The sequence below is a fragment of the Streptomyces sp. WAC00040 genome, assembly GCF_056835925.1.
Map to the genome: position 1 here is coordinate 1389648 of NZ_JAKQZE010000001.1, position 22528 is coordinate 1412175.

Here is a 22528-nt window from a genome sequence, read left to right on the forward strand (position 1 = left end):
CCAGGCGCCGGTCCCGCCGTGTCCGCTTCTCCGGTGCGGCACCGAGGCTGACGGAAAGTCACTGGCTTGCCGCTCCGTCCGCGGCGAGACTTCCGGCGTGACGATTCACGAGAACGAGATCCCCGTCGACGAGACCCTGGTCCGGTCACTGCTGAAGGCGCAGCGACCGGAGTGGGCCGGCCTGCCGCTGTCGCCGGCGGGCGCGGGCACGGAGAACACCATGTACCGGCTGGGCGACGACCTGCTCGTGCGCCTTCCCCGGACCGCCGACAAGGGAGCGTCCTTGCGGAAGGAGCAGGAGTGGCTCCCCCGCCTGGCGCCCCTCCTGTCCTGTCCGGTGCCCGAGCCCGTCCACGCCGGAACGCCCACCGACGCCTTCCGTCCGGTCTGGTCGGTCTACCGCTGGATCGACGGGGACCAGGCCGGCCCGGACACCGTCGGGGACTGGTCCGCCTTCGGAGCCGATCTGGCGGCGGTCGTCGGCGAACTCCACGGCATCGACCTCATGGGCGCGACGCGCGCTGACGGCCTCAGCTGGTACCGCGGGGGCAGCCTGGGGCCGTGCGACGAGTGGATCGGCAGAAGTCTCGACGACTGCCGGACCACCGTGGGCCTGGAACTCGACGTGGACACTCTGGAACAGCTGTGGCGGGCCGCGCTCGCGCTGCCCGAGCCGTCCGCACCTCATGTGTGGCTCCACGGCGACCTCAAGCCGACCAACCTCCTGGTCCGGGAAGGAAAGCTCCACGCGGTCATAGATTTCGGGGCACTGTCGGTCGGCTTTCCCGACGCCGAGCACTCCACCGTCTGGGACCTGCCGCCCCAGGCACGGCAGGCCTACTGGGACGCCTTGAGCATCGATGACGTGACCTGGTCCCGCGCCCGCGCCTGGGCGATCGCTGTGGGCGTCAGCGGGATCTCCTACTACTGGCACACCTATCCCGCCTTCGTCGCCGAATGCCGGGCACGGCTTCAGGCGATCCTCGCCGACTCCGGAACGCGCTGAGCGGATTCGCCGGCCAGAAGCTCACGGCGGCGCGTCGAGTGGCCCACGCGGCCGAGGAGACGCCGAGGAAGGTGCGCCGCTGAGCAGGCCGTCCCCGCAACTGCCGTCGAGCAGGTCGACATCGAGCCCGCCGGTGCCGTCCGGCCGTAGGGTTCCGTCCATGGGCGGGGACACGGATCACGGGCACGGCCGGGAGCACGGCGAGGACTGGGCGGCGACGCGCGCCTGGGTGCGCGGGCAACTCGCGGACGGGGAACGGATCGAGGGCGCGGAACGGCTTCTCGGCGGATGGACGTCAACGATGCGACGCCTGCGGGTCACGGGGCGGGCGGGGGCGGAACGCACGCTGGTGCTGCGGTCGTTCGTCGCACCGTTCTACCTCCGGCATGCGGCGGGACTCCTCACCCGCGAGGCCCGCATGCTCCGCCTGCTCGCCCCGGTCGACGCGGTGCCGGTGGCCGAGCTCCTGGCCGTCGACCCGGACGCCGAACACTGCGACCATCCCTCGCTCCTGATGAGCCTGCTCCCCGGGCGCGTCCGACTGGAAGAGGACCGCGCCGGCCGCCGGGCCGCCCTGCTCGCGGAGCAGTTGGTGGGCATCCACCGGCTGGACGTGCCCGAAAGGGACCGTCCACGCGCCTACCAGGCGTGGACCGCTCCCGAACACGTCCGGCTGCCCGGGGCGACGGACCGGCCCGAGGTGTGGCGGCGCGCGGTCGACGTCATACGCCGGGACCCGCCCGCCCACCGGGCCTGTTTCCTCCACCGCGACTTCCATCCCGGGAACGTGCTCTTCACCGGGGAGGCGGAGGACCTCAGCGTCAGCGGAGTCGTCGACTGGGTGGAGACCTCCTGGGGCCCCGCCGACCTGGACGTCGCCCACTGCTCCACGGCGCTCGCCCTGCTGCACGGACCCGACGAGGGCCTGCGCTTCGCGGACCACTACGCCGCCGCCGGCGGGCGGCTCGCCGAGAATCCGGCCGACCACCTCTACTGGCGGATGCTCGACGCACTGGCCTTCGCGCCGGACGCCGAGAAGGTCGCCGTCCCTTGGCGGGAGCTCGGCCGCACCGACCTGACGGCGCGGCGGGTCGCGCGACGGCTCGAGGACTACCTCGAAGCGCTGCTGCGCCGCTACGGCTGAGGCTCCCGCCCGGCCCCGTCCAGCAGTGCCATCTCGTCGTCCGAGAGCCGCAGGGAGCCGGCGGCCACGTTGTCGGCCAGATGGTCCGGGTTGCCCGTGCCCGGGATCGCGAGCACGTGGGGGCCGCGCCGCAGCGTCCAGGCGATCCGGACCTGCGCCGGCGTCGCGCCGTGCGCCCGGGCGACGGCACGGACCTCCTCGCTGTCGGCGCCGCTCGCGCCGGCCTCCCGGCCGTCGCCCGCGATCGCGAAGAACGGCACGAACGCCACGCCCTGTTCACCGCAGGAGTCCAGGAACGCGCTGTGCTCCGGCGACGCGCCCACCCCGTACGGGTTCTGCACACACACGACCGGCGCGATGGCGCGGGCCTCCTCGAGATGGTGCGGCCTGACGTTGGAGATGCCGAGATGGCGGATCAGGCCGGCGTCCCGCAGTCCGGCGAGGACCTCGAAGTGGGCCGCCAGCGAGCCGGTTTCACCGCTCGGCGGGACACGGAGGTTCACCACGTCCAGGTGTTCCCGACCGAGCTGCCGCAGGTTCTCCTCGACCTGTCCCCTCAACTGCTCCGGCGAAGCCCACCACCAGTTCCCGGACGGGTCACGGCCCGGCCACACCTTGGTGGTGATCACGAGGTCGGACGGGTACGGGTACAGGGCCCGGTTGATCAGCTCGTTGGCGGACCGGGTGGCCGAGAAGTAGAACGCGGCGGTGTCGATGTGGTTCACGCCGAGCTCCACGGCCCGCCGCAGCACCGTGACCGCCCTGTCCCTGTCCAGGGGAGCGCCGGCGGCGTCCGCCGTCAGCCTCATCGCACCGAACCCGATCCGGTTGACCGTCAGGTCGCCCAGCTGCCAACTCCCCGCGGCGGAGGCGGTGATCGTCTCTGTGGTCATCCCGGAAGTCTGACACGCCCGCCTGCGGCCCGGGGCGGGAAGGGACGGCGGACGCGGCGGCGCGGCGGCGCGGCGGAAGCCTCTCGCCCCGGGATTCACCCCAGGCCGGCCCTGAGCTGCGCGAAGGCGTGATCGGCCGCCGCCACGGCGTCCGGTGCGACGTCGTCGGCCCGTTCCCCCGCCTCGATGCGTCGCCAGTTCTCCTCCGCGAGGATGCGCAGCACGGCGACGATCTGGCCTGCCGCCAGCCGGGCGCCGATGCCCTGCGAACCCGCGGCGCACAGCGCCTCCGCCAGCGCCCGTTCCGACCTGACCCGGTAGGCGTGGAGCCGCACCACCAGGCTCGGCGTCCCGTACAGCAGCCGGTGGAAGGCGAGCACGCCCTCCTCGTCGTTCAGCCCGGTGAGCGGGTCGCGACGCGCCAGGCCGTCGAGGACGTGGCGGTGCAGCGCCTCGAGCGGCGGCACACCGGCCGGCCGGCCGGCGACCACACGCGCGGCCTCGTCCTCGTGCTCGGCGAACCGGTGCAGCGCCAGGTCCTCCTTCGTGGGGAAGTACCGGAACAGCGTCGGCTTCGAGACATCCGCCGCGGCCGCCACCTCGGCGACGGAGACCGCGTCGAAGTCCCGCTCGAGGAAGAGCGCGACGGCCGCGTCGGAGATCGCCCGGTAGGTGAGGCGCTTCTTGCGCTCGCGCAGGCCCGTTCCGCCGCTCGCGCCGCTCATGTCCGCGGTCCCCCCTCGCACGGCGCCCCGCCCGCGAGGCGCTTCTCGACGAGGACGCCCACCCCGTCCAGCAGTCGCTCCAGACCGAAGACGAACTCGAAGTCCTGGCTGTCCGGTTCGTACATCACCCGCGACTCCAGCAGGCGGGCGAGCGCCGGGTAACGCTCGGCGTCGGCGAACCGCTCCAGGGTGTCGGCGTAACGGCGCATGACCACGTCGGGGGACTCGCCGCTCGCCGCGATCGCCGCTCCGAGGTCGGCCATGAGCAGTGCCTCGTTGCGCACGAAACCGCCGACCAGCAGGACCACCGAGATCTTCTCGCCCTCGTCGAGACCGGTGTCCGCCAGGGCGGCGAGGCCGCGGTCCCACCAGGCGACCGAGTTGGGAGTGGCGGGCGGGCCGGAGACGGGGATGCGCAGCATCCACGGACTGCGGTGAAAGACCTCGCGCTGTGCCCACGCCCAGGCTTCCAAAGCCTCACGCCAGCCGGTCCCGGGTGCCGGGGGTTCGGGCGGCAGGCCGACGGCCTCCTCCAGCATCAGGATGTAGAGCTCGTCCTTCGCGGCGACGTACCGGTACAGCGACATCGTGGAGACGCCGAGCTCCTTTGCGACCCTCCCCATGGAGACCGCCGGCAGCCCTTCAGAGGACGCGACGGCCACGGCGGCCGCGACGATCCGCTCGATGCCGATCCCCGGCTTGGGGCCCTTCCCAGGACGTTTCCGCAGGCCCCACGCCGCCTCGATGCTCGCGGGCAGCCCGGTTCCGGTCTTCGCACCGTCCGGCGCGCGCCCGCGTCCACTGCCCGCCATCGACTCCGCCGCCTTCTGCTGTCGCCCGCTGCCCGCAGCCCTCTCACGCTTGACGCCCATCCTAGTAATGCGTAACCCTTACACAGTAACGCGTATGCCATACGCAGAAAGGGGCTCGTCATGATGAGCACCGGAAGACCGACGGCCACCCCACGGCCGCCGCACGTCACGCCCGTCTCAGGACCGGCGATCGAGGCGCACGGCCTGCGCAAGGCCTACGGGAAAGTGACGGTGCTCGACGGCGTCGACCTCCGGGTCGAAAGGGGCAGCGTCTTCTCGCTGCTCGGGCCGAACGGGGCGGGCAAGACGACGACCGTGCGAATCCTCGCCACACTCACCGCCGCCGACGCGGGACGTGCCCGGGTGGCGGGACACGACGTGACGGCCGACCGACGCCGGGTACGCCGGGCCATCAGCCTCACCGGCCAGTTCGCGGCGGTCGACGAGAAGCAGACCGGCGAGGAGAACCTGCGCATGATGGCCCGCCTCAGCGGCCTGTCCCGCGCGGCGTCACGCCGCCGTGCGGCCGAGCTGCTGGAACGCTTCGACCTCGCCGCCGCCGGGCGCCGCCTCGCCACGACGTACTCCGGCGGCATGCGCCGCCGCCTCGATCTCGCCGCCGGGCTCGTCGGCGACCCGGAGATCGTGTTCCTGGACGAGCCGACGACCGGCCTCGACCCGCGCAGCCGCCAGGAGCTCTGGCAGGTGGTCCGCGACCTCTCCGGCCGCGGCACCACGGTCTTCCTGACCACCCAGTACCTGGAGGAGGCCGACCGGCTCGCCGACCGCGTCGCCGTCATGGACACGGGCCGCATGGTGGCGGAAGGCACCGCCGCGCAGCTCAAGGCGGAGGTCGGCGGCCACCGCCTTGACGTCGTGTTCACCGACCGGGCCGCCTACGCACGGCACGAGCAACGGGCCGTGCACCGCTCCCCCGAGTCGCTCACGCTCGGCCTGCCCACCGACGGCACCGCCGTCGAGGTGCGGGCGCTGCTCGACGACATCGACCCGGAGCGGCGGGACGTCTCCCGCTTCTCGCTGCACACGACGACGCTCGACGACGTGTTCCTGTCCCTCACCCGGACCGGCGCCGCTTCCCGGCAGGAGGCCACCCATGCCTGAGACGTCGGCCGCCGGGCGCCTGCTCACCCCCGCCCTGACCATGACCGGCCGCTGCGTGCGCCTCAGCCGCCGCGACGTCGACGCCGTCATCACCTCGATGGTGCTGCCGGTCATGCTGATGCTCGTCTTCGTCTACTTCTTCGGCGGAGCGATCAACACCGGTACGGAGTACGTCAACTACGTCGTCCCGGGCATCCTCGTGCTCTGCTCCGCCTTCGGCTCGTCCGGCACGGCGGTCCGGGTGAGCGAGGACATGAAGGGCGGCATCATCGACCGCTTCCGGTCCCTGGACGTCGGCGGCACGTCGATCCTGGCCGGTCATGTCGTGGCGAGCACCGTGCGCAACGTCTTCTCGACCGCGCTCGTCCTCGCCGTCGGCCTCGCCATCGGTTTCCGCCCGTCGGCCTCCGCCGCCGGCTGGCCGGCCGCGGCCGGCATCCTGCTGGCCTTCCTGGTGGCGCTCTCCTGGCTGTCCGCGGCGGTCGGCCTCATGGCGAGGACACCGGAAGCGGCGTCCGGCTTCACCTTCTTCATGATGTTCCTGCCCTATCCGAGCAGCGCGTTCGTCCCCGTGGAGACCATGCCGTCCTGGCTCCACGGCTTCGCCGACCACCAGCCGGTCACGCCGCTGATCGAGTCCCTCCGCGGCCTCCTGCACGACGAGCCGGTCGGCACGGCACCGTGGACGGCGCTGGCCTGGTGCGGGGTGATCCTGGCGGTGGCGGTCGCACTGTCGGGGGTGCTGTTCAAGGCGCGGACACGCTGAACGACACCAGGGCGGTCATGATGCGGGGCACGTCCGGCGGCGGCCCCGAGCCCAGCGCGGAACGCCCCCGGGCGAGGACCGTCCGCAGCTTGTGCGAAGTCGCCTGGAGGGCACGCCAGTCGATGTCCCCCCGGGCCAGGCCGAGGGCCGCGCGGATGACGTCGGTGTAGACCGACTGGGCCCGCTTGTAGCGCAGCAGATGCGGCAAGTCCTTGCGCCATCCGCGCGAGCTGCCCGGCCGCGCCTCCTCGACCGCGTCCCGCCAGCGGCGCGCCACCGCCGCCTCCTGCTCCGCCGGATATCCCATCAGGTGCAGATGGGTGGCGAGGTCGTACAGCGGGTCGCCGAACATGGCCAGTTCCCAGTCGATCGTCCACAGCCGGCCGTCGCCGTCGACGATGAAGTTCTCCCGGTGCAGGTCCCCGTGCAGGAGGCAGAAGGGACGTCTGCTGAAGGAGCGCGTCCGCTCCACGAGTCGCAGCAGCCCTTCCTCGGGCACGCCGAGCTCCTGGAACAGCCGCCCGTACACGGGCCGGTGCGCCTGGTGGACGCGCTCCTCAGTGAAGCGGATCAGCCCTTCGGCGAACGCGCCGCAGTCCCCGTCAGTGGCGCCTCCCGGCGCGTCGGCCGGTTCCTCCGGCGGCAGCGCGGCCGTGGGAAAGGCCGCGAGCTCGCGGAACAGCCGCTCGATCTGGGCGACATGAGCCTCCTCGACAGCGGTGCCCGGACGCCCGTGCAGGGCGAGCGTCGAGCCCTCGATGAACCGCTGGAGTCCGATGTCGTCGACCACGATGATTTCCGGGACGCTGGAGACATGACCGGCCAGAGCGCGGACCAGCGCCCCTTCCGAGGGGAAGGAGCGCCGGTCGAAGCGGAGGATCCCCTCGCGGGGCTCCCGGCACTTCCACCGGACCGTCCCGGCGCCGCCCGCCGGGTGGGGCAGCGGGAAGGCGTAGGTCTCGTGGTGGTACCCCTTGAGCGGCCCTTCGATCAACGCCTCGCCGGCGCTGAGCCGCACGGCCTGCTGCCACACCCTCGCCGAAGGCTCGGCCGTCATGCTCGCTGCCCCCGTGTGAATGCGGCCGCCTCCTCGTTCACGGACCTCCCCTGGGTGGTGCGGTCCTCCTCCACAGGCACGGTACAACCGCCGCGCCGCCGTGGGTCTTCGGCCGCGACCGCCTCAGACGAACGGAAGGAACTCCGCCATCCCGGAAGCGATCAGCGGCACACCGGCCTCCCGCAGCCGTCGCCTTCCCCTCTCGGACCGGTGGTACCCGTAGAACGGCATCCCCACTTCCCTGGCGGCCCGGAAGTCCGTACCGGTGTCGCCGATCATCAGGTGCCGGTCCACGGCGACTCCGCGCAGCATGGCCTCCCTGAGCGGCGCCGGGTGGGGTTTCATCAGCAGCGCGTTCCGGCCCCGGCCGACCACCGGGCCCTCGAAGCAGTGGCGCACGGACATGCGCGCCAGGATCCGTGTCGCGGCGTCCACGTGGTTGTTCGTCGCGATGGAGAGGGTCCTTCCGGATGCGTGGCACGCCTCGATGAAGGCGGCGGCGCCGGGCGTGGGCGTCGCCGACTCGGCGGCCTTGCGCTCATAGGCGTCGAGTTGGTCGTGCATCTTCGCGACGGCCTCCGCCCAGCCGCCGTCGCCGTTGTTCCTGCGCATCCGCTCGGTGTGCCCGTACAGGAGGGCGATCGGGTCGGAGCAGCCGCGCAGTTCCTCGACCAGGCAGCCGTCGCGTTCGGCGATCTCCCACAGCTCGCGGGCGATGACGGCCGCGGGCTCTCCGGCGAAGACCCGCGCGATCGGGCCGTCCAGGTCGAACACGATGCACCGGGCCCGGGAGAGCATCTCCCGCATCGCGTCCGGGACCGCCACGGATGTGGTGACAGATGGCACGGTCAGAAATCCGCCTCTTTGGCCTGGTGCTTCCACATCGAATCGAAGAGGTACTGGAACGCCCGCACGATGCCGACCTGCTCGGGTGTGGAGTCGGCGGCGGCACGGAAGGGGAACAGGGTCGCCCCGGTGCCGTACGCGTCCAGGATCGTCACCTCCTCACCGTCCGGAGGGACGGTGATCGTCCCCAGCTCCGGCGGGTAGAAACCCTGGAGCGCCAGCCGGCGGTTGAGGATGTACAGCTTGAGCTGCGGCGCGAACGGGACCAGCCGGACCTCGACCGAGACCTCGGAGACCAGTCCGCGGTCGCGCAGCTCGTACAGAGACTGGCTGAGCATGGACGCGTGCGCCTGGAGAATGCCTCGCAGCCGGCGCCGCACGCGGGGATCGTCCCGCCCGTCCTTCAGCCGTGGGATCGCCAGGACGGGAGAGTCGGTGTCCGGGAGCATCAGCCGGGCGCTGATGCTGCGTGGCGGGCGGATCTCGCCGTCCATGATGCGGGTCTTCTGGGCGGACACCCTGGCCGCGAGGGTCTCCGTGGTCATCGAGAAGACATCGAGGGTGACCTCCGTGGCCTCGAACGCCTCTTCCAAGTAGGGCGCGAGCACCACCGGCGGGACACGCTCGGACACGACCGCCCACACGTCCTCGCCGTCGCCCGCGCCGGTCTGCGCCGGAATGCTGCGCTCGCTCCGGCTCACGAACGTCCCACTGCCCTGCCGTGACTCGATGAGCCTCTGCTCCCTGAGGACTTCGATGGCGCGGTTCACCGTCGCCCGGGACACACCGAACCGGGAGACCAGCTCGTTCTGGGTGGGCAGACGGTCGCCCGGCCGGCGCGTCCCGTCGTTGATCTCCCTGCGCAGTGCATCGGCGACCGACAGATACCTGTGCGTGTGGTCTCGCGGGACAGATCCATGACTCGTCACGCCGCAACCTTACAACTGACGTACAGCCAAGGAGAGATGCCTCGCACCGACCCGGCAAGAAGCAAGCAACCAGACAAGTTTGCGACCATGCCCCCAGGGGGCATCACTCAGACAGGTCAACCAGACCAATTTGTACGGCAGTTGACCCAATGCTCGGTCCAGTTGTAAGCCCCGCAGCACAACGGAGTGCGAGCCCGGTGCCTCTCCCTCGAAGGAGTGATCCCCATGCCTCTCATCACCCTCCTCGCCGAGCAGTACGTGCAACTGCGGTACGGCTTCGTCGCCGCCCTGGGGCTCGCCCTGCTCGCGGTCGGCATCAAGGCGGAGAACGCGGCCTGCGCCGGTATCGGCGGCTTCCTGCTGATCGCTCCGGCAGTCGGCACAGGGCCCTGACGGGCGCTCGTGTCCGAGGGCTGATCAGCCGTCGGACGGCGTCCGCGGCCGGTCCGGCCTGTGAAGGGCCGGCCCCGGGTCGGAGAGCACGACCTGCGCCACCATCGGCGGCTTCCTCGTCCCGGCCCCGCGCCGACCGCCGGGGCATGACCGCGAGGGCGCAGGCCACCGCCCGCCCGGCCTCAGAACACGTCGGGGCACCAGGGCCGGCGACCCGTACGGAACAGCAGGTCCGCCCGCGCGACCGCACCCGCGGTGTGCTCGTCGATGCGGCCGAGGGCCGTAAGACGGGTCGCGGACTCGTCACCCAGGCAGAGCACGGCCAGCTCCCGTACGTCCAGGGTCAGGTCCGGCGACTGCGAAGAGGGCGTGCAGGACGCGCCCGACGGCGACGCGTCCAGCCGGAAGCGGCCGGACGCCAGCGCCGAGTCGTCCCGCACGTCGAGCACCAAGGCCTTTGAGCCCTGATACGTCCGCGCCGTCAGCACGGCCGGGACGTCCAGGAGCCGCAGCCACAGGAAGTCCGCCTGCGTGACGATCCGCGCCGCACGCGGGTCGGGCAGCAGGTGGGGCAGCAGGTCGTCCGGGGCACGTCGGCCGGAGCGGACCGTGGTGATCCAGTCGACCGAGCAGACGAAGCGCCACAGGGCGCGCTCCGCGGACGGGGTCAACGCGATCATGTCGCGCACGGCGGCCGTGTTGAGCGGCTGCTTGCCGTCGCCCCACTTGTCGTCCGCCGAGTATGTCAGCAGCCCCTCGACCGTGCCGTCCGGCGAGCGGTACACGGCGTAGAACGGCTCCGTCCACGGATGCGCGGGAAGCTGCGCCCGGCCGGTGTTCACCTGCCACCAGCGCTCGTCGCGGTCGACGACGCCGTGCTGCGTGGCCGCCAGCCGCTGATGGAGCTCCGGCCCGAGCTTGCGTACGTCGTCACCGTCGACCAGGTCGATTCGGCCGCCGTCGTCCGGTCCCGCGGACCGCGGGTCGAGGCCGGCGCGGGGCACGTCCACGGACCACTCGGCAGTGGTGGTGGCCGGGCCGTAGCCGTACCGGCCGTAGATCGGGTACTCGGCGGCGATCAGCGTCGAGACGCTGTCGCCACGCTCCTTGGCCTCGGCGAGATCGGCGTCGATCATCCGGCTGAGCAGGCCCCGGCGGCGGTGCGTCGGGGAGACCGTGACGTTGGACACGGCGCTCGCCGCGAGCCGCGCGCCGCCGACCGTGGTGAGCCGCTGGGCGAAGGAACGGTACGTCGCCACGCACCGGCCGCCGTCGAACGCACCCCTGACCCGGCCGAGATCCGTGACCGCCCGGCGGTCGGCCACTTCCTCGTCGGTGACCACCGGCGGCCGGAGGAAGCCCGTGGCCAGCGCCCTGAGCCAGTCGGGGTACTCGGACTCGGCGATCAGGCGCGTCTCGACAGTCATGCACGTCACGCTAGGCGGGCGGATGAAGCCACCGCATCCGGATTTCCACCGCACCGGGCATCAGAACGCCGCCCGCACCGACCCGACCTCGACGCCCCCGCCGAGCAGCGGCAGGTGCCCGATCCGGGCCACCACCGGCGAGTCCACACCCATGAGAGTGAGCGTCCGCGCCAGCACCGGCCCCAGCGCCCGGGTGGAGCCGTCGTCGATCTTGAACGCCAGTGCCCGGCCGTCCGCCAGCGCCACCGCCTGCACCGCCTCCGCACCCATCTTGGAGAGCGTGCCGGGCACCTCGCGCATCAGCCAGGTGTCGGCCCGGCGGGTACCGGCGACGTACTCCGGGTGGGCGCGCATCGCGTCAGCGACACGGCGCTCTGCAGTACCGGGCGCGGCGAGCACGAAGTGCCGGAAGGCGCGGGCCAGGCCGGTCAGGGAGACGGCCATCAGCGGTGCGCCGCAACCGTCCGTGCCGACGGCGCCGACCGGTTCGCCCGCCGCGTCCTCGACCACCGTGCGGACCAGCTGCTGAAGGGGGTGAGCGGCGTCCAGGTAGCCCTTGCGGTCCCAGCCGTTCACGGCGCAGACCGCGAGCATGGCGGCGTGCTTGCCGGAGCAGTTCATGGCGACCTTGTCGCGCACCTGCCCCGACGCGAGGTACGCCTCGGCCTCCACCGGGTCGAGCGGCAGGTCCGCCGGGGCCAGCAGCTCGTCGGCGGTCAGCCCGTGGCCGGCGAGCATCTTGCGTACGAGCTCCAGGTGGAAGGGCTCGCCCGAGTGGCTGGCCGCGGCGAGCGCCAGGCGCTCCCCGTCGATGTCCAGCCCGGCCCGCAGCACGGCCGCGGCCTGCATCGGCTTGTTGGACGAGCGCGGGAAGACGGGCAGCGACGGGTCACCGAGCGCCAGTTCCACGCTGCCGTCCGCGGCCAGGACGACGAGCGATCCCCTGTGCCGGCCCTCCACGAAGCCGGAACGCACCACCTCGGCGAGGACCGGGGCCATGGCGGCGGCGTGGCCGGAGGAGGGCGAGGAGGACATCGGCGGCCTTCCGGAGCAGGGGATCCGCCCACCGGAAGGATCGCTTCACGTGAGCAGGTCGTCTACTTGTGCTTCGCCTTCACGGTACCTGCGGGCGATCTCGGCGCTGCAATCGTCGGCCGTCCGCTGGAACAGCCGGCGGCGGTGCGAGACCTGCTGCTCGTAGCCCAGCAGCCGGCCCATCGCCGTGTGCAACTCCTCGTCGGTGCGGGCGTCGAGGTCGGAGAGCTGGACCTCGTCGAGCATCTCGGAGGCGAGCCGCCGGTACTCCTCGCCGCGCGGTGTGGAGAGCGTCACGTGGCGGGCGGAGGACCCGCGTGTCGACGGCGGGTCGGCGAGGATCTCCGACAGCCGGTCCACGACCAGCCGGTCCACCACCGGTGCCCCCGGTGCGCCTGCCGTGCCCGGGTCCTTACGGCGGGCCAGCTCGGCCCGGAGGATGTCGATACGGCCCTGGACCAGCCGCCGCACATAGCTGAGATCGGCCTCGTCGCGCTGCGAGTCCCGGCGCAGGGTACGCAGCTCGGTCAGGCGCAGCGCGGTGAGGTCGTGCACCGGGTGCGCGGGCAGTTCGGCGCCACTGCGCTGCCGCGGCGGGCGGACCGCGGAAGCGGAGTACGGCCGGATCGGTACGGGACCGAGCGACTGCCCGGCGCCAGAAGTGCTCATGTGCGTGTGTCCGTCCCCTCGACCGGTGCATGGTCCTTCCCGGGCCCGGAGGGCCGAGGGGTTGCACCGCCTTCGTGCATGGTGCCACTCCGATACGTCCCCTTGCAGGCGCATCGCACCCGTTCGGCCCTGAATGGCGGCTTGGACGGCCCCGATAGGTTGCTCCGTATGCGAGCAGTGGTACAGAGGGTCGACGGCGCGAGCGTCGTGGTGCCCGGCGAGTCGGGACCGGAGACCGTCGGTGAGATCACCGGCGAAGGGCTGTGTGTGCTGGTGGGGGTCACGCACACGGACACCGCGGAGAAGGCGGCACAACTGGCCAGAAAACTATGGTCCGTTCGTATTCTCGAGGACGAGAAGTCCTGCTCGGACGTGGGCGCCCCCCTGCTGGTGGTCTCGCAGTTCACCCTCTACGGGGACGCCCGCAAGGGACGCCGCCCCACATGGAACGCGGCGGCCCCGGGCCCGGTGGCCGAGCCGCTCGTCGACGAGGTGGTGGCTCAGCTGCGGGCGCTCGGCGCGCACGTGGAAACGGGCCGGTTCGGAGCGAAGATGCGGGTCTCGCTCACCAACGACGGCCCGTTCACCGTGCTGATCGAGGTCTAGGTCCTCTCGTTCGGACCGGCCCTGGCGGCGGTCGTCGGCGCTACGGCTCGACGACCGTCTCCTGCGCGGCCGCCGTGTCGCCGGCCAGCAGCTCGGCGTCCACCGGCACGTTCCGCTTCACCAGCGCCAGCGCGATCGGCCCCAGCTCGTAGTGGCGGGCGGACGTCGTCACAAAGCCGAGCTGGCGGCCCTCGGCCCCGTCTGAGGCGAGGCGGACCGGGGTACCGGGCGGGGGCAGGTGCACCTCGCTGCCGTCCAGGTGGAGGAAGACCAGGCGGCGCGGCGGCTTCCCCAAATTGTGGACACGCGCGACCGTTTCCTGCCCGCGGTAGCAGCCCTTCTGGAGGTGCACGGCGCTGCCGATCCAGCCCAGTTCGTGCGGGATCGTACGGTGGTCGGTCTCGAACCCGAGACGCGGACGACGGCTCTCCACCCGCAGTGCCTCGTACGCGAGGATTCCCACGGCCGGCCCGGCCTCCCCGGCGAACGCCTCGAGGTCGGCGCGCGGCAGGAACAGGTCGCGGCCGTGCGCCGTCTCCCGCACGACGACGCCTTCGGGCACCTCGGCGATGGACCCCGCCGGCAGGTGGACGACCGCGAATGCGTCGGTACGGTCGGCGACTTCGGCCTTGTAGAAGAACTTCATCGACTCCAGGTAGGCGATGAGCGCCTCACGCGTGCCCGGTTCGACGTGCGCCCAGACCGTCTCGCCGTCGTCCACCAGATACAGGGCGTGCTCGATGTGACCGTGCGCGGAGAGGATCAGCGCCTCCGTGGCCTGCCCGGGGGACAGCTCGCTCACGTGCTGGGTGAGCAGCAGATGCAGCCAGCTCAGCCGTTCCTCGCCGGTGACGGTGACGACCCCTCGGTGCGACAGGTCGACGAAGCCCTTGCCGTCGGCGAGGGAACGCTGCTCACGGAACAGGTCGCCGTAGTGCGCGGCGACCCCTTCGTCGCGCCCCTCGGCGGGGACCGCACCGGGCAGGGACAACAGTGGGCTGGTCGATGACATGGCCCCAGCCTACGACTCGGCTCCCGCGGCCTTCGCCGTGCAGTCCTTACAGCGCCCGAAGATGGCGAAGTGCTTCATGTCCGTCTCGAAGCCGAACGTCTCACGCAGCTTGGCGGTGAACTCCGCGGCGACCGAGACATCCGCCTCGATCACCTCCGTGCAGTCCCGGCACACCAGATGGAGGTGGTGGTGCCGGTCGGCGAGGTGGTAGGTGGGCGCGCCGTGCCCGAGGTGGGCGTGCGAGACGAGGCCCAGCTCCTCGAGCAGCTCCAGCGTCCGGTACACCGTGGAGATGTTCACTCCGGACGCGGTCTTGCGCACCTCGCCGAGGATCTCGTCCGGCGTGGCGTGCTCGAGGGAGTCGACGGCCTCGAGGACAAGCTGGCGCTGCGGAGTCAGCCGGTAGCCGCGCTGCCGCAGATCGCTCTTCCAGTCGGTGCTCACCACGCCCCCAGTGTAGGCAGCGCGCAGCGTCCGGCGGCCGTCCGGTGCGAAGAGGATGTCCTGCCGGCGCGGTGCCGCGTCCGAGAAAGAGCCCTACTTGAAGAAGGCGATGCCGTCGTCGGGCAGGTCACCGAGGTCCTTTGCCCACGACTCGACCTGCTCGGGGGTGACGACCTTCTTCAGGTGCGCCGACATGTACGGGCGCAGCGACACCTCGGGGGTGGCCTTCTCACCCACCCACATCAGGTCGCTCTTCACGTAGCCGTACAGCCGCTTGCCGCCGCTGTACGGGCCGGAGGCCGCGGTGCGTGCGACGGCGTCCGTCGCCAGGTCGATCTGCGGCTTCTGGTGGGCGAGCTCGCCGTACCAGATCTCCACGATGCCCTGGTCACGGACCATGACGACCTCGACCTTGCGCTCCTTGTCGATGCGCCAGTACCCGGACTCGCTCTCCAGCGGCTTGACCTTGTTGCCCTCGGTGTCGAGGACCCAGGAGTGCGAGACGTACTCGATGAAGTCCCGGCCGTCGTGGCTGAAGGTCACTGACTGGCCGAAGTTGCACTTCTCGGCGCCGGGGAAGTCGGCGACGCCCGCGCCCTCCCACGTGCCCAGCAGGAACGCGAGGGGGACGAGGTCCGGGTTCAGGTCGGACGGGATCTCGATCATGAGCAGCTCTGTCGATCTCTAGGGTGTCGAGTGGTACGGGTCCCGAGGGTACGGGTGACTACCGCTGGCCCTGGTACAGCTTCTTCACGGTCAGACCGGCGAAGGCGAGGACGCCGACACAGACCAGAACCAGCAGAGCTTCGAAGAAAACGATCACGGGGTGCTCCTCGAATGAGCGTGGAGGCGAAAGCGGGCCGGGCCCCAGCTTAGTGGGCGGGGGCCCTGCCCGTTCTGTGAGGTCCGCGTCAGCCGGGCAGCTGCGTCGCAGGGCCGCGCATTACAGTTCGGCATATGGCGAACAAGCTCGTGATCAAGGTGACCGCAGGTGCCGACGCACCCGAGCGCTGCTCCCAGGCCTTCACGGTCGCGGCCGTGGCCGCAGCCAGCGGGGTGGAGGTCTCGCTCTGGCTGACCGGGGAGTCCTCCTGGTTCGCGCTGCCGGGGCGGGCGGCCGAGTTCGAGCTGCCGCATGCCGCGCCGCTGCCCGAGCTGATCGAGTCCATCCAGGCGAACGGGAAGATCACGCTGTGCACCCAGTGCGCGGCACGGCGGGACATCACTGAGAAGGACACGCTCGAGGGCGTGCGGATCGCGGGCGCGCAGGTGTTCGTCAGCGAGATCATGCCGGAGGGTGTGCAGGCCCTGGTCTACTGACCGCACGCCGCTTCACGCCGGCCCCGCCTATGGGTGCGGCCGGCGCCTGCCGTCGAGCTCGTCCCACCACTCGTCGGACTTCGGGTCGCCCGAAGGGTCGTCCCACCAGCGGTCTTCCGGGCCGCGCCGGTTGGCGATCACGGCGGCGACCGGCGGGATGACCATGGCGACGACGCACATGCCCACCGCCGCGGGCACGGACCACAGCCGCACCACGGCCCAGGCGGCGACGAAGAGGAACAGGCAGCCGCCCATCAGCAGGAAGTAGACGTGCCGACGCCTGGCGTACATACCTCCAGCGTACGACCGAAGGGCCGCACCTCGGTCCCGGTAGCGTCCAACCCCCAGGAGGTGCGGCCCTTCGGCCTGTCAGTGGCTCAGACGGCGATGGCGACCTCGGAGAGGCCCCCCGTCTGGGCGACGACCGTACGGTCCGCCGTGCCGCCGGGCACGAGCGCGCGCACGGTCCACGTGCCCTCGGCCGCGTAGAAGCGGAACTGTCCGGTCGCCGAGGTCGGGACCTCGGCGGTGAACTCGCCGGTCGAGTCCAGAAGACGGACGTAGCCCGTCACCGGCTCGCCGTCGCGGGTCACCTGACCCTGGATCGTGGTCTCACCGGGCTTGATCGTCGAGGCGTCGGGGCCGCCGGCCTGCGCTCCACACATGCTGTTCTCCAGAAAAGGTCGGGGCGGATTACTTGTTGGCGCCGAGCTCGATCGGCACGCCGACGAGGGAGCCGTACTCGGTCCACGAGCCGTCGTAGTTCTTGACGTTCTCCTGGCCGAGCAGCTCGTGCAGCACGAACCAGGTCAGCGCGGAGCGCTCGCCGATGCGGCAGTACGCGATGGTGTCCTTCGACAGGTCGACCTGCTCGTCCTCGTAGAGGGCCTTGAGCTCCTCGTCGGACTTGAAGGTGCCGTCGTCGTTGGCGTTCTTCGACCACGGGATGTTGCGGGCGCTGGGCACGTGGCCGGGACGCTGCGACTGCTCCTGCGGGAGGTGCGCCGGGGCGAGCAGCTTGCCGCTGAACTCGTCGGGCGAACGCACGTCGACCAGGTTCTGGTTGCCGATCGCGGCCACGACGTCGTCGCGGAAGGCGCGGATGGAGGTGTCCTGGGCCTTGGCCTTGTACTCGGTCGCCGGACGCGCTGGGACCTCGGCGACCAGGTCACGGGAGTCGAGCTCCCACTTCTTGCGGCCGCCGTCGAGCAGACGGACGTCGCCGTGGCCGTAGAGCTTGAAGTACCAGAAGGCGTAGGAGGCGAACCAGTTGTTGTTGCCGCCGTAGAGCACGACGGTGGAGTCGTTCGCGATGCCCTTCGCCGACAGGAGCTTCTCGAAGCCCTCCTGGTCGATGAAGTCACGGCGGACCGGGTCCTGAAGGTCCTTGGTCCAGTCGATCCGGATCGCGTTCCTGATGTGGTTCTTGTCGTAGGCCGAGGTGTCCTCGTCGACCTCGACGATGACGACCTTCGGGTCGTCGAGGTGGGCCTCGACCCAGTCGGCGTCTACAAGGACGTCGCTGCGGCTCATGGTTGTTCTCCTCCGGGGCAGTGTGCGGCGGTGGTGCGCGAGAGGTGTGCGGGTACGCGAAAGAGCGTCGATCAGCACGGGGCGGCCCTGACATGGAGGTCGAAGGGCCTGGGGATACGGGGCAGTGCTCCCGCTCAGACGGTGCGACAGAGCATGGCGGCGACGCGGCACAGGTCTACTGCCCGCCGCTTCGTGAGATCCGCCTGTCGCTGCTTCATGGGACCGATCGTAGGGACGAGTCGGTGGCCATGTCACCGGCGTGTCGTATGTTGAGACGCGATCGTCCACTATCTGGTACGAGTGTCGCGCCCCGAGCAGTCGGGAGCGTCCGGGAGGCGAGCAGGGTCCCACCGGTATCTGCACAGCGGACACAGCCGTCTCACCATTCGGCGCGACCCTTGTCCGGTCACGTCCCCGGTCCGGCGCGACGACGCCCGCTCCGCCGCGCCCCGGCCGGACGCGGCCGGGACCGGCGCTTCCGGCTCGGCTCAGGCCTTCCGGCTCGGCTCAGGCCTTCCGGCTCAGCCCGCGAGCCGGACGTCCCTGCCGGTGACCGTGATCACGACACCGTCCGGCCCGGTCTCGACCTTCTGGAGCTTCAGCCCCGCCGGCAGCCCGCCCAGCTTCCGGTCGAAGTCCGTCTTCTTGCGGATCTGGCCCTCGAGCCCGGGAATGCCCTCACCCGGGACCTTGTCGGCGCGCACCCTGATCGTGTCCCCGTCGACGATGCTCACCGTGGAAACGACGCTGCGCGTGATCTTCCCGAACAGCGGCAGCGTCACCGAGCCGGTGACCTTCACCTTGCCGTTCTCGCCGTACGCGACGGTGACACCGTCGTCGGCGGCCTCCGTGAGGTCCTCGTAGCTGACGCGGGCGGTGCCCTCGGCGCGGGCGGCCGTGGCGCTCGAATACCCCTCGGCGACCCGGACGTCGAACAGGTCGGCGGTCATCTCCTCGATCCGCACCGGACGGCCCGCCGCACTGGTCCGGATCCCGTCGAGCTTGATCTCGACCTCGTCGAACTCGCTGTCCATCGCCTGCGTCAGGAAGGGAAAGCCCTTGATGGACACGGCAGTCGAGTCGGCCGTCCCCTCCTGGAGCCTGATCCTCTCCGCCGCCTCCGACTCGGCCATGTTGAGCGCGATCCGGTCCGCGGCGACGAACAGGCCGCCGAGGACGACGGCGATGACGATCAGTATTCGCAGTGCACGCATGTGTTCGGTGTCCCCCACCCTGTCCGGCCACGGACGCCGGTTGAGCCCGAGCCGGTCGGGACGACGCCTGCGCAGTGATCGACGTCCGGCGGCCGCCGATGGTTCCGAACCTGCCCTCTGTGCGGGCGGCTATGCGAGCGCGCGCCCGATCAGGTAGACGGCGGGGGCCGCCGCGGTCAGCGGAAGCGCCACACCGGCGGTCATGTGGACGAAACGGGAGGGGTAGTCGTAGCTCGCCACCCGCAGACCGATCAGGGCGCATCCGCCCGCGGCCAGACCGAGCAGCGCACTCCCGGAACCCATGCCGATGAGGCCGCCGGCCGCGATGCCGGCGCCCGCGGCCGCCGCGAGGGACAGCACGACGGAGACCACTGCGCCCAACGGCAGCGCACGGACGGTCGTGGCGGCGGCGACGGCGATCGCGCCGACCACCACCGCGTCGCCGTCGGCGGCGAGATGCCCGGCGGCCAGGACGGCGAACGCCGCCGAGGCGACCGTCGCCATGAGGCCGTACATCCTCTCGTCGGCCCCCGCGTGACTGCGCAGTTGCAGCACGAGCGTCAGCAGTACCCACACACCGAGGGTGCCGATGATCGCGGCGGGCGCGTTCCCGTCGCCGGAGGCGAGGAGCGCGGCGTCGGCCGCGAGACCGCCGAGGAACGCGAGTGCGATGCCCTGCCTGGCCGGCCACATGCCGTTCAGGCGGAACCATCCGGCCGCGGTGACGGCCTGGAGCAGCACCAGCGGCACGAGCAGGGCGTACGGGCCGACGGCCGCGCCGCCGGCGAGCAGCAGCGCGAGCACGGCGGTGAGGCCGGCGGGCTGCATGCCCGGCGCGATGATCGGCGAACGCCCCTCGGCGCGGGCGCGCTGGGCGTCCGTGATCCTGGCATTGCCGCCGACCGTGGGCGGACTGTATCCACCCGGGGCCTCGGACACCGGCTCCGCCAGGGGGGCGGGCGCGCTCGGGTACGCGGCCGAAGCGTGGGCGGTGGCGTGCGGGACGGGCACCTCCGGCGGCAGCGGCAGACCCGCGGCGGCGGGCACCGGCGGCAGGTACGCCGTGTCGGCCGCCCCCGGAGCGGACGCCTGCTGCTGCGGCTCGGGCCGGGGCCCGGCCCAGGCACCGTCGGCCCCGGCGGGTGGGTACGCGCCGGGCTGGACGACCGGCTGGTACTGGGTGTCCCAGGTCTCGCCCTGCCAGGTCTGCGTCTCGCCCGGGTCCCGGTACGGCTGCTGCTGCCCGTACGGGTCGCCATGACCCGCCGGCTGCTGCTGCCCGTACGCGTCGTCGTACCCCGCCGGCTGCTGCTGCCCGTACGCGTCGTCGTACCCCGCCGGCTGCTGCTGCCCGTACGCGTCGTCGTACCCCGCCGGCTGCTGTCCGTGCGGATGCTGCTGGTCGCTGCTCATGCTGTGCGGTTCACCCTCCTGCGAACGGCGGGAGCACCTCGACCGTGCCGCCCTCGGCAAGCCGTACGGTCTCATGACTGCGGGTCCCGACGGGGTCACCGTCGACGAGGAACGAGCAGCGCAGCAGGACGCGCGTCAGCTCCCCGGGGTGCCTGACCCGTACCGCCTCCAAGGCCTCCGCGAGCGTATCCGCCGCGTATGGCTCCTCGGCGATGCCGGCCGCCGCCTTGGCCGCGGCCCAGTAGCGGATCGTTCCCGCTGCCATAGCGGCACTCCTTTCGTCTCCGTGCGCGCCGCTCACCATGATGGGCTATCGGCCGGTGAGCCATTCCCCCAGGCGGCGCAGCAGCGCCTCGTCCGCCGCGTTCTCCGCGTGCCCCATGCCCGGCTCTATCCACAGCTCGGCCGTCCCCTCCGCCGCTGCGGCCAGCATCCGGGGGTGGTCGAGCGGGAAGTACGGGTCGCGGTCGCCGTGCACGACGAGCAGCGGCGTCGGCGCGATCAGCGGCACGGACTCGGCCGGGGAGAGCGGCACCGGGTCCCACTCCCGGTGGTGGATACGGGTGCGGAACCCGTACCGCCCGACGATCCGGCCGGCAGGACGCGTGACCACCCAGTGCAGCCGCCGCATCGGCGCCGTACCGCGGTAGTACCAGCGGGCGGGGGCGCTCACCGAGACCACCGCGTCCGTGCGTGCTTCCGTGCGCCCCTCGTGCATCCGGGTGCCGTACAGCGCCGCGTGCCGCAGCACCACCGAACCGCCCATGGAGAAGCCGACGGTCACCACCCGGGTGTGCCCGAGCGACCGGGCCCACTCCACGGCGGCGGCCAGATCCAGCACCTCGCGGTCGCCGACGGTGGAACGCCCGCCGGAGCGGCCGTGGCCGCGGAAGGAGAAGGTCACCACCCCTGCGTAAAGGGAGAAGGTCCGTGCCGCGCGGCGCACTGCGGGCCGGTCGACCGAGCCGGTGAAACCGTGCGCGACGACGACGACGGTGTCGGTCGGTCCGCTCGCACAGGGCTTGTAGCGGGCTTCGATCCGGACACCGTCGGATGTCAGGAGGGTGGCGCCCCGAGGGCGCTGAGAGATCCTTGACACGTCCACAGTGTGAAATCGGCCCTCTCGCCCAGAACTCATGTGGGCTATTCTGCTGCGAGAGGATCCGGGCAATGCAGCCCCCGGATCCTTTTGTGTTTTCCGGCCATTGTTACAGGCTGGTGAACAAAGCCTCACAAAGGCGCTCAGGCGCGAGAGAGCCGCGTACGAAGCAGTGCACGTCCTCGCAGGGACCGAGGAGGAACCGACGTCATGGACGAGCGAACCGACGAGCGACCCCAGCACGCCGAAAGCACGACGATCAGGGCAGGTGGGACGCGATGAGCTCCCTGCTGCTCCTGACCAATGCCCTCCAGCCGTCGACGGAGGTGCTCCCCGCCCTCGGACTGCTCCTGCACAACGTAAGGGTGGCACCGGCGGAGGGGCCGGCCCTCGTCGACACACCCGGTGCCGACGTGATCCTCGTCGACGGCCGCCGCGACCTGCCGCAGGTGCGGTCGCTGTGCCAGCTGCTGCGGTCCACCGGGCCCGGCTGTCCGCTCGTCCTCGTCGTGACGGAGGGCGGCCTCGCGGCCGTCACCGCCGACTGGGGCATCGACGACGTGCTGCTGGACACGGCCGGACCGGCCGAGGTCGAGGCACGCCTGCGGCTCGCCACCGGCCGGCAGCAGATCACCTCCGACGACTCCCCGATGGAGATCCGCAACGGTGATCTGTCGGTGGACGAGGCGACGTACAGCGCAAAGCTGAAGGGCCGGGTCCTCGACCTGACTTTCAAGGAATTCGAACTGCTCAAATACCTCGCGCAGCACCCCGGCCGGGTCTTCACCCGGGCGCAGCTGCTCCAGGAGGTCTGGGGCTACGACTACTTCGGCGGTACGCGCACGGTCGACGTCCATGTGCGGCGGCTGCGCGCCAAGCTCGGGCCGGAGCACGAGTCGCTCATCGGCACCGTCCGGAACGTGGGCTACCGGTTCGTCGCCCCGGAGAAGGTCGAACGGGCGGCCGAGGAGGCCAAGGCGAAGGCCGCCAAGGCAGTAGCCCGGACGGATGACGGCGCCGAGGTGGAGGAACCGGCCGTACGCCCTGCCCAGAGGTAGGTCAC

28 protein-coding genes are annotated in these 22528 nt (G+C 71.5%); 8 read left to right on the forward strand and 20 right to left on the reverse strand.

The genetic code is table 11. The features are described from left to right. Positions 1-97 precede the first annotated feature (97 nt). The gene (locus MDN94_RS06290) at positions 98-1006 is read left to right on the forward strand and encodes an aminoglycoside phosphotransferase family protein (RefSeq protein ID WP_482724956.1); all 909 of its coding nucleotides are present in this window, start codon (positions 98-100) and stop codon (positions 1004-1006) included. 160 nt (positions 1007-1166) lie between these two features. After that, complete coding sequence (locus MDN94_RS06295) at positions 1167-2150, forward strand: phosphotransferase family protein (protein WP_482724957.1); 984 nt, start codon at positions 1167-1169, stop codon at positions 2148-2150. On the opposite strand, the gene MDN94_RS06300 is transcribed toward MDN94_RS06295, so the two are convergent. The 3 genes from MDN94_RS06300 to MDN94_RS06310 form a co-directional block, all read right to left on the reverse strand. Next, complete coding sequence (locus MDN94_RS06300; RefSeq protein WP_482724958.1) at positions 2141-3043, reverse strand: aldo/keto reductase; 903 nt, start codon at positions 3041-3043, stop codon at positions 2141-2143. The two genes, MDN94_RS06295 and MDN94_RS06300, sit on opposite strands and share 10 nt — an antisense overlap. Positions 3044-3138: 95 nt before the next feature. Further along, positions 3139-3768 carry a TetR/AcrR family transcriptional regulator gene (locus MDN94_RS06305; protein ID WP_482724959.1) on the reverse strand — a complete coding sequence of 210 codons (630 nt, stop codon included), beginning with the start codon at positions 3766-3768 and terminating at the stop codon, positions 3139-3141. Continuing rightward, complete coding sequence (locus MDN94_RS06310; protein WP_482727018.1) at positions 3765-4580, reverse strand: TetR/AcrR family transcriptional regulator; 816 nt, start codon at positions 4578-4580, stop codon at positions 3765-3767. Before MDN94_RS06310 ends, MDN94_RS06305 begins: the two co-directional genes overlap by 4 nt. 123 nt (positions 4581-4703) lie before the next feature. Here MDN94_RS06310 and MDN94_RS06315 point away from each other — a divergent pair, with 123 nt between their 5' ends. Together MDN94_RS06315 and MDN94_RS06320 are read left to right on the forward strand one after the other, a co-directional pair. Further along, on the forward strand, positions 4704-5702 hold the full coding sequence (locus tag MDN94_RS06315; RefSeq protein ID WP_482724960.1) for an ATP-binding cassette domain-containing protein: 999 nt from the start codon (positions 4704-4706) through the stop codon (positions 5700-5702). Further along, positions 5695-6468 (forward strand): ABC transporter permease, encoded by a 774-nt coding sequence (locus MDN94_RS06320; protein ID WP_482724961.1) that lies wholly within the window; start codon positions 5695-5697, stop codon positions 6466-6468. The genes MDN94_RS06315 and MDN94_RS06320 overlap by 8 nt, the downstream gene beginning before the upstream one ends. Here the strand turns inward: MDN94_RS06320 and MDN94_RS06325 are convergent. From MDN94_RS06325 to MDN94_RS06335, 3 genes are all read right to left on the reverse strand, one after another. Continuing rightward, positions 6449-7525 carry a phosphotransferase gene (locus MDN94_RS06325; protein ID WP_482724962.1) on the reverse strand — a complete coding sequence of 359 codons (1077 nt, stop codon included), beginning with the start codon at positions 7523-7525 and terminating at the stop codon, positions 6449-6451. The genes MDN94_RS06320 and MDN94_RS06325 overlap by 20 nt on opposite strands. A gap of 123 nt (positions 7526-7648) precedes the next feature. Then, a complete protein-coding gene (locus MDN94_RS06330) occupies positions 7649-8371 on the reverse strand; it encodes an HAD family hydrolase (protein WP_482724963.1) in 723 nt (240 codons plus the stop codon). Between the two features lie 2 nt (positions 8372-8373). Further along, a complete protein-coding gene (locus MDN94_RS06335) occupies positions 8374-9300 on the reverse strand; it encodes a GntR family transcriptional regulator (RefSeq protein ID WP_482724964.1) in 927 nt (308 codons plus the stop codon). Between the two features lie 225 nt (positions 9301-9525). On the opposite strand from MDN94_RS06335, the gene MDN94_RS06340 reads away from it, so the two are divergent. Beyond that, positions 9526-9693, forward strand: coding sequence for a hypothetical protein (locus MDN94_RS06340; protein ID WP_307707172.1), 168 nt, complete (start codon positions 9526-9528; stop codon positions 9691-9693). Between the two features lie 182 nt (positions 9694-9875). On the opposite strand, the gene MDN94_RS06345 is transcribed toward MDN94_RS06340, so the two are convergent. From MDN94_RS06345 to MDN94_RS06355, 3 genes are read right to left on the reverse strand one after another with little or no spacing between them, the layout of a single operon-like run. Further along, on the reverse strand, positions 9876-11120 hold the full coding sequence (locus MDN94_RS06345; protein WP_482724965.1) for a GNAT family N-acetyltransferase: 1245 nt from the start codon (positions 11118-11120) through the stop codon (positions 9876-9878). 60 nt (positions 11121-11180) lie between these two features. Further along, on the reverse strand, positions 11181-12155 hold the full coding sequence (locus MDN94_RS06350) for an asparaginase (protein ID WP_482724966.1): 975 nt from the start codon (positions 12153-12155) through the stop codon (positions 11181-11183). Between the two features lie 45 nt (positions 12156-12200). After that, positions 12201-12824 (reverse strand): RsiG family protein, encoded by a 624-nt coding sequence (locus tag MDN94_RS06355; protein ID WP_482724967.1) that lies wholly within the window; start codon positions 12822-12824, stop codon positions 12201-12203. Between the two features lie 168 nt (positions 12825-12992). Between MDN94_RS06355 and dtd the strand changes: the two genes are divergently transcribed. Beyond that, positions 12993-13430 carry a D-aminoacyl-tRNA deacylase gene (gene dtd, locus MDN94_RS06360; protein WP_482724968.1) on the forward strand — a complete coding sequence of 146 codons (438 nt, stop codon included), beginning with the start codon at positions 12993-12995 and terminating at the stop codon, positions 13428-13430. Between the two features lie 40 nt (positions 13431-13470). Here dtd and ygfZ read toward each other — a convergent pair whose 3' ends face one another. From ygfZ to MDN94_RS06375, 3 genes are all read right to left on the reverse strand, one after another. Continuing rightward, entirely contained in the window at positions 13471-14442 is a 972-nt protein-coding gene (ygfZ, locus tag MDN94_RS06365; protein WP_482724969.1) for a CAF17-like 4Fe-4S cluster assembly/insertion protein YgfZ, read from the reverse strand. A 9-nt stretch (positions 14443-14451) separates the two neighbouring features. Continuing rightward, positions 14452-14889, reverse strand: coding sequence for a Fur family transcriptional regulator (locus MDN94_RS06370; RefSeq protein WP_441266800.1), 438 nt, complete (start codon positions 14887-14889; stop codon positions 14452-14454). Between the two features lie 90 nt (positions 14890-14979). Continuing rightward, entirely contained in the window at positions 14980-15552 is a 573-nt protein-coding gene (locus MDN94_RS06375) for a heme-binding beta-barrel domain-containing protein (protein ID WP_441266801.1), read from the reverse strand. Between the two features lie 291 nt (positions 15553-15843). Between MDN94_RS06375 and MDN94_RS06380 the strand changes: the two genes are divergently transcribed. After that, positions 15844-16206, forward strand: a complete 363-nt coding sequence (locus tag MDN94_RS06380; RefSeq protein ID WP_189468536.1) for a DsrE family protein — start codon at positions 15844-15846, stop codon at positions 16204-16206. A gap of 27 nt (positions 16207-16233) precedes the next feature. Here MDN94_RS06380 and MDN94_RS06385 read toward each other — a convergent pair whose 3' ends face one another. From MDN94_RS06385 to MDN94_RS06420, 8 genes are all read right to left on the reverse strand, one after another. Next, complete coding sequence (locus MDN94_RS06385) at positions 16234-16497, reverse strand: DUF3099 domain-containing protein (protein ID WP_482724970.1); 264 nt, start codon at positions 16495-16497, stop codon at positions 16234-16236. Between the two features lie 86 nt (positions 16498-16583). Further along, positions 16584-16871, reverse strand: a complete 288-nt coding sequence (locus tag MDN94_RS06390) for a DUF1416 domain-containing protein (protein ID WP_005315529.1) — start codon at positions 16869-16871, stop codon at positions 16584-16586. 28 nt (positions 16872-16899) lie between these two features. Further along, positions 16900-17739 (reverse strand): sulfurtransferase, encoded by an 840-nt coding sequence (locus MDN94_RS06395; RefSeq protein ID WP_441266807.1) that lies wholly within the window; start codon positions 17737-17739, stop codon positions 16900-16902. Between the two features lie 134 nt (positions 17740-17873). Next, a complete protein-coding gene (locus MDN94_RS06400; protein ID WP_355648638.1) occupies positions 17874-17957 on the reverse strand; it encodes a putative leader peptide in 84 nt (27 codons plus the stop codon). A gap of 303 nt (positions 17958-18260) precedes the next feature. Next, positions 18261-18953, reverse strand: coding sequence for an LmeA family phospholipid-binding protein (locus tag MDN94_RS06405; protein ID WP_482724971.1), 693 nt, complete (start codon positions 18951-18953; stop codon positions 18261-18263). 129 nt (positions 18954-19082) lie between these two features. Beyond that, the gene (locus MDN94_RS06410; protein WP_482724972.1) at positions 19083-20366 is read right to left on the reverse strand and encodes a hypothetical protein; all 1284 of its coding nucleotides are present in this window, start codon (positions 20364-20366) and stop codon (positions 19083-19085) included. Positions 20367-20376: 10 nt separating this feature from the next. After that, on the reverse strand, positions 20377-20631 hold the full coding sequence (locus MDN94_RS06415) for a MoaD/ThiS family protein (protein ID WP_482724973.1): 255 nt from the start codon (positions 20629-20631) through the stop codon (positions 20377-20379). Between the two features lie 45 nt (positions 20632-20676). Beyond that, positions 20677-21504 (reverse strand): alpha/beta hydrolase, encoded by an 828-nt coding sequence (locus MDN94_RS06420; RefSeq protein ID WP_482724974.1) that lies wholly within the window; start codon positions 21502-21504, stop codon positions 20677-20679. A 239-nt stretch (positions 21505-21743) separates the two neighbouring features. Between MDN94_RS06420 and MDN94_RS06425 the strand changes: the two genes are divergently transcribed. Continuing rightward, on the forward strand, positions 21744-22523 hold the full coding sequence (locus MDN94_RS06425; protein WP_005315520.1) for a winged helix-turn-helix transcriptional regulator: 780 nt from the start codon (positions 21744-21746) through the stop codon (positions 22521-22523). Positions 22524-22528: the final 5 nt, after the last annotated feature.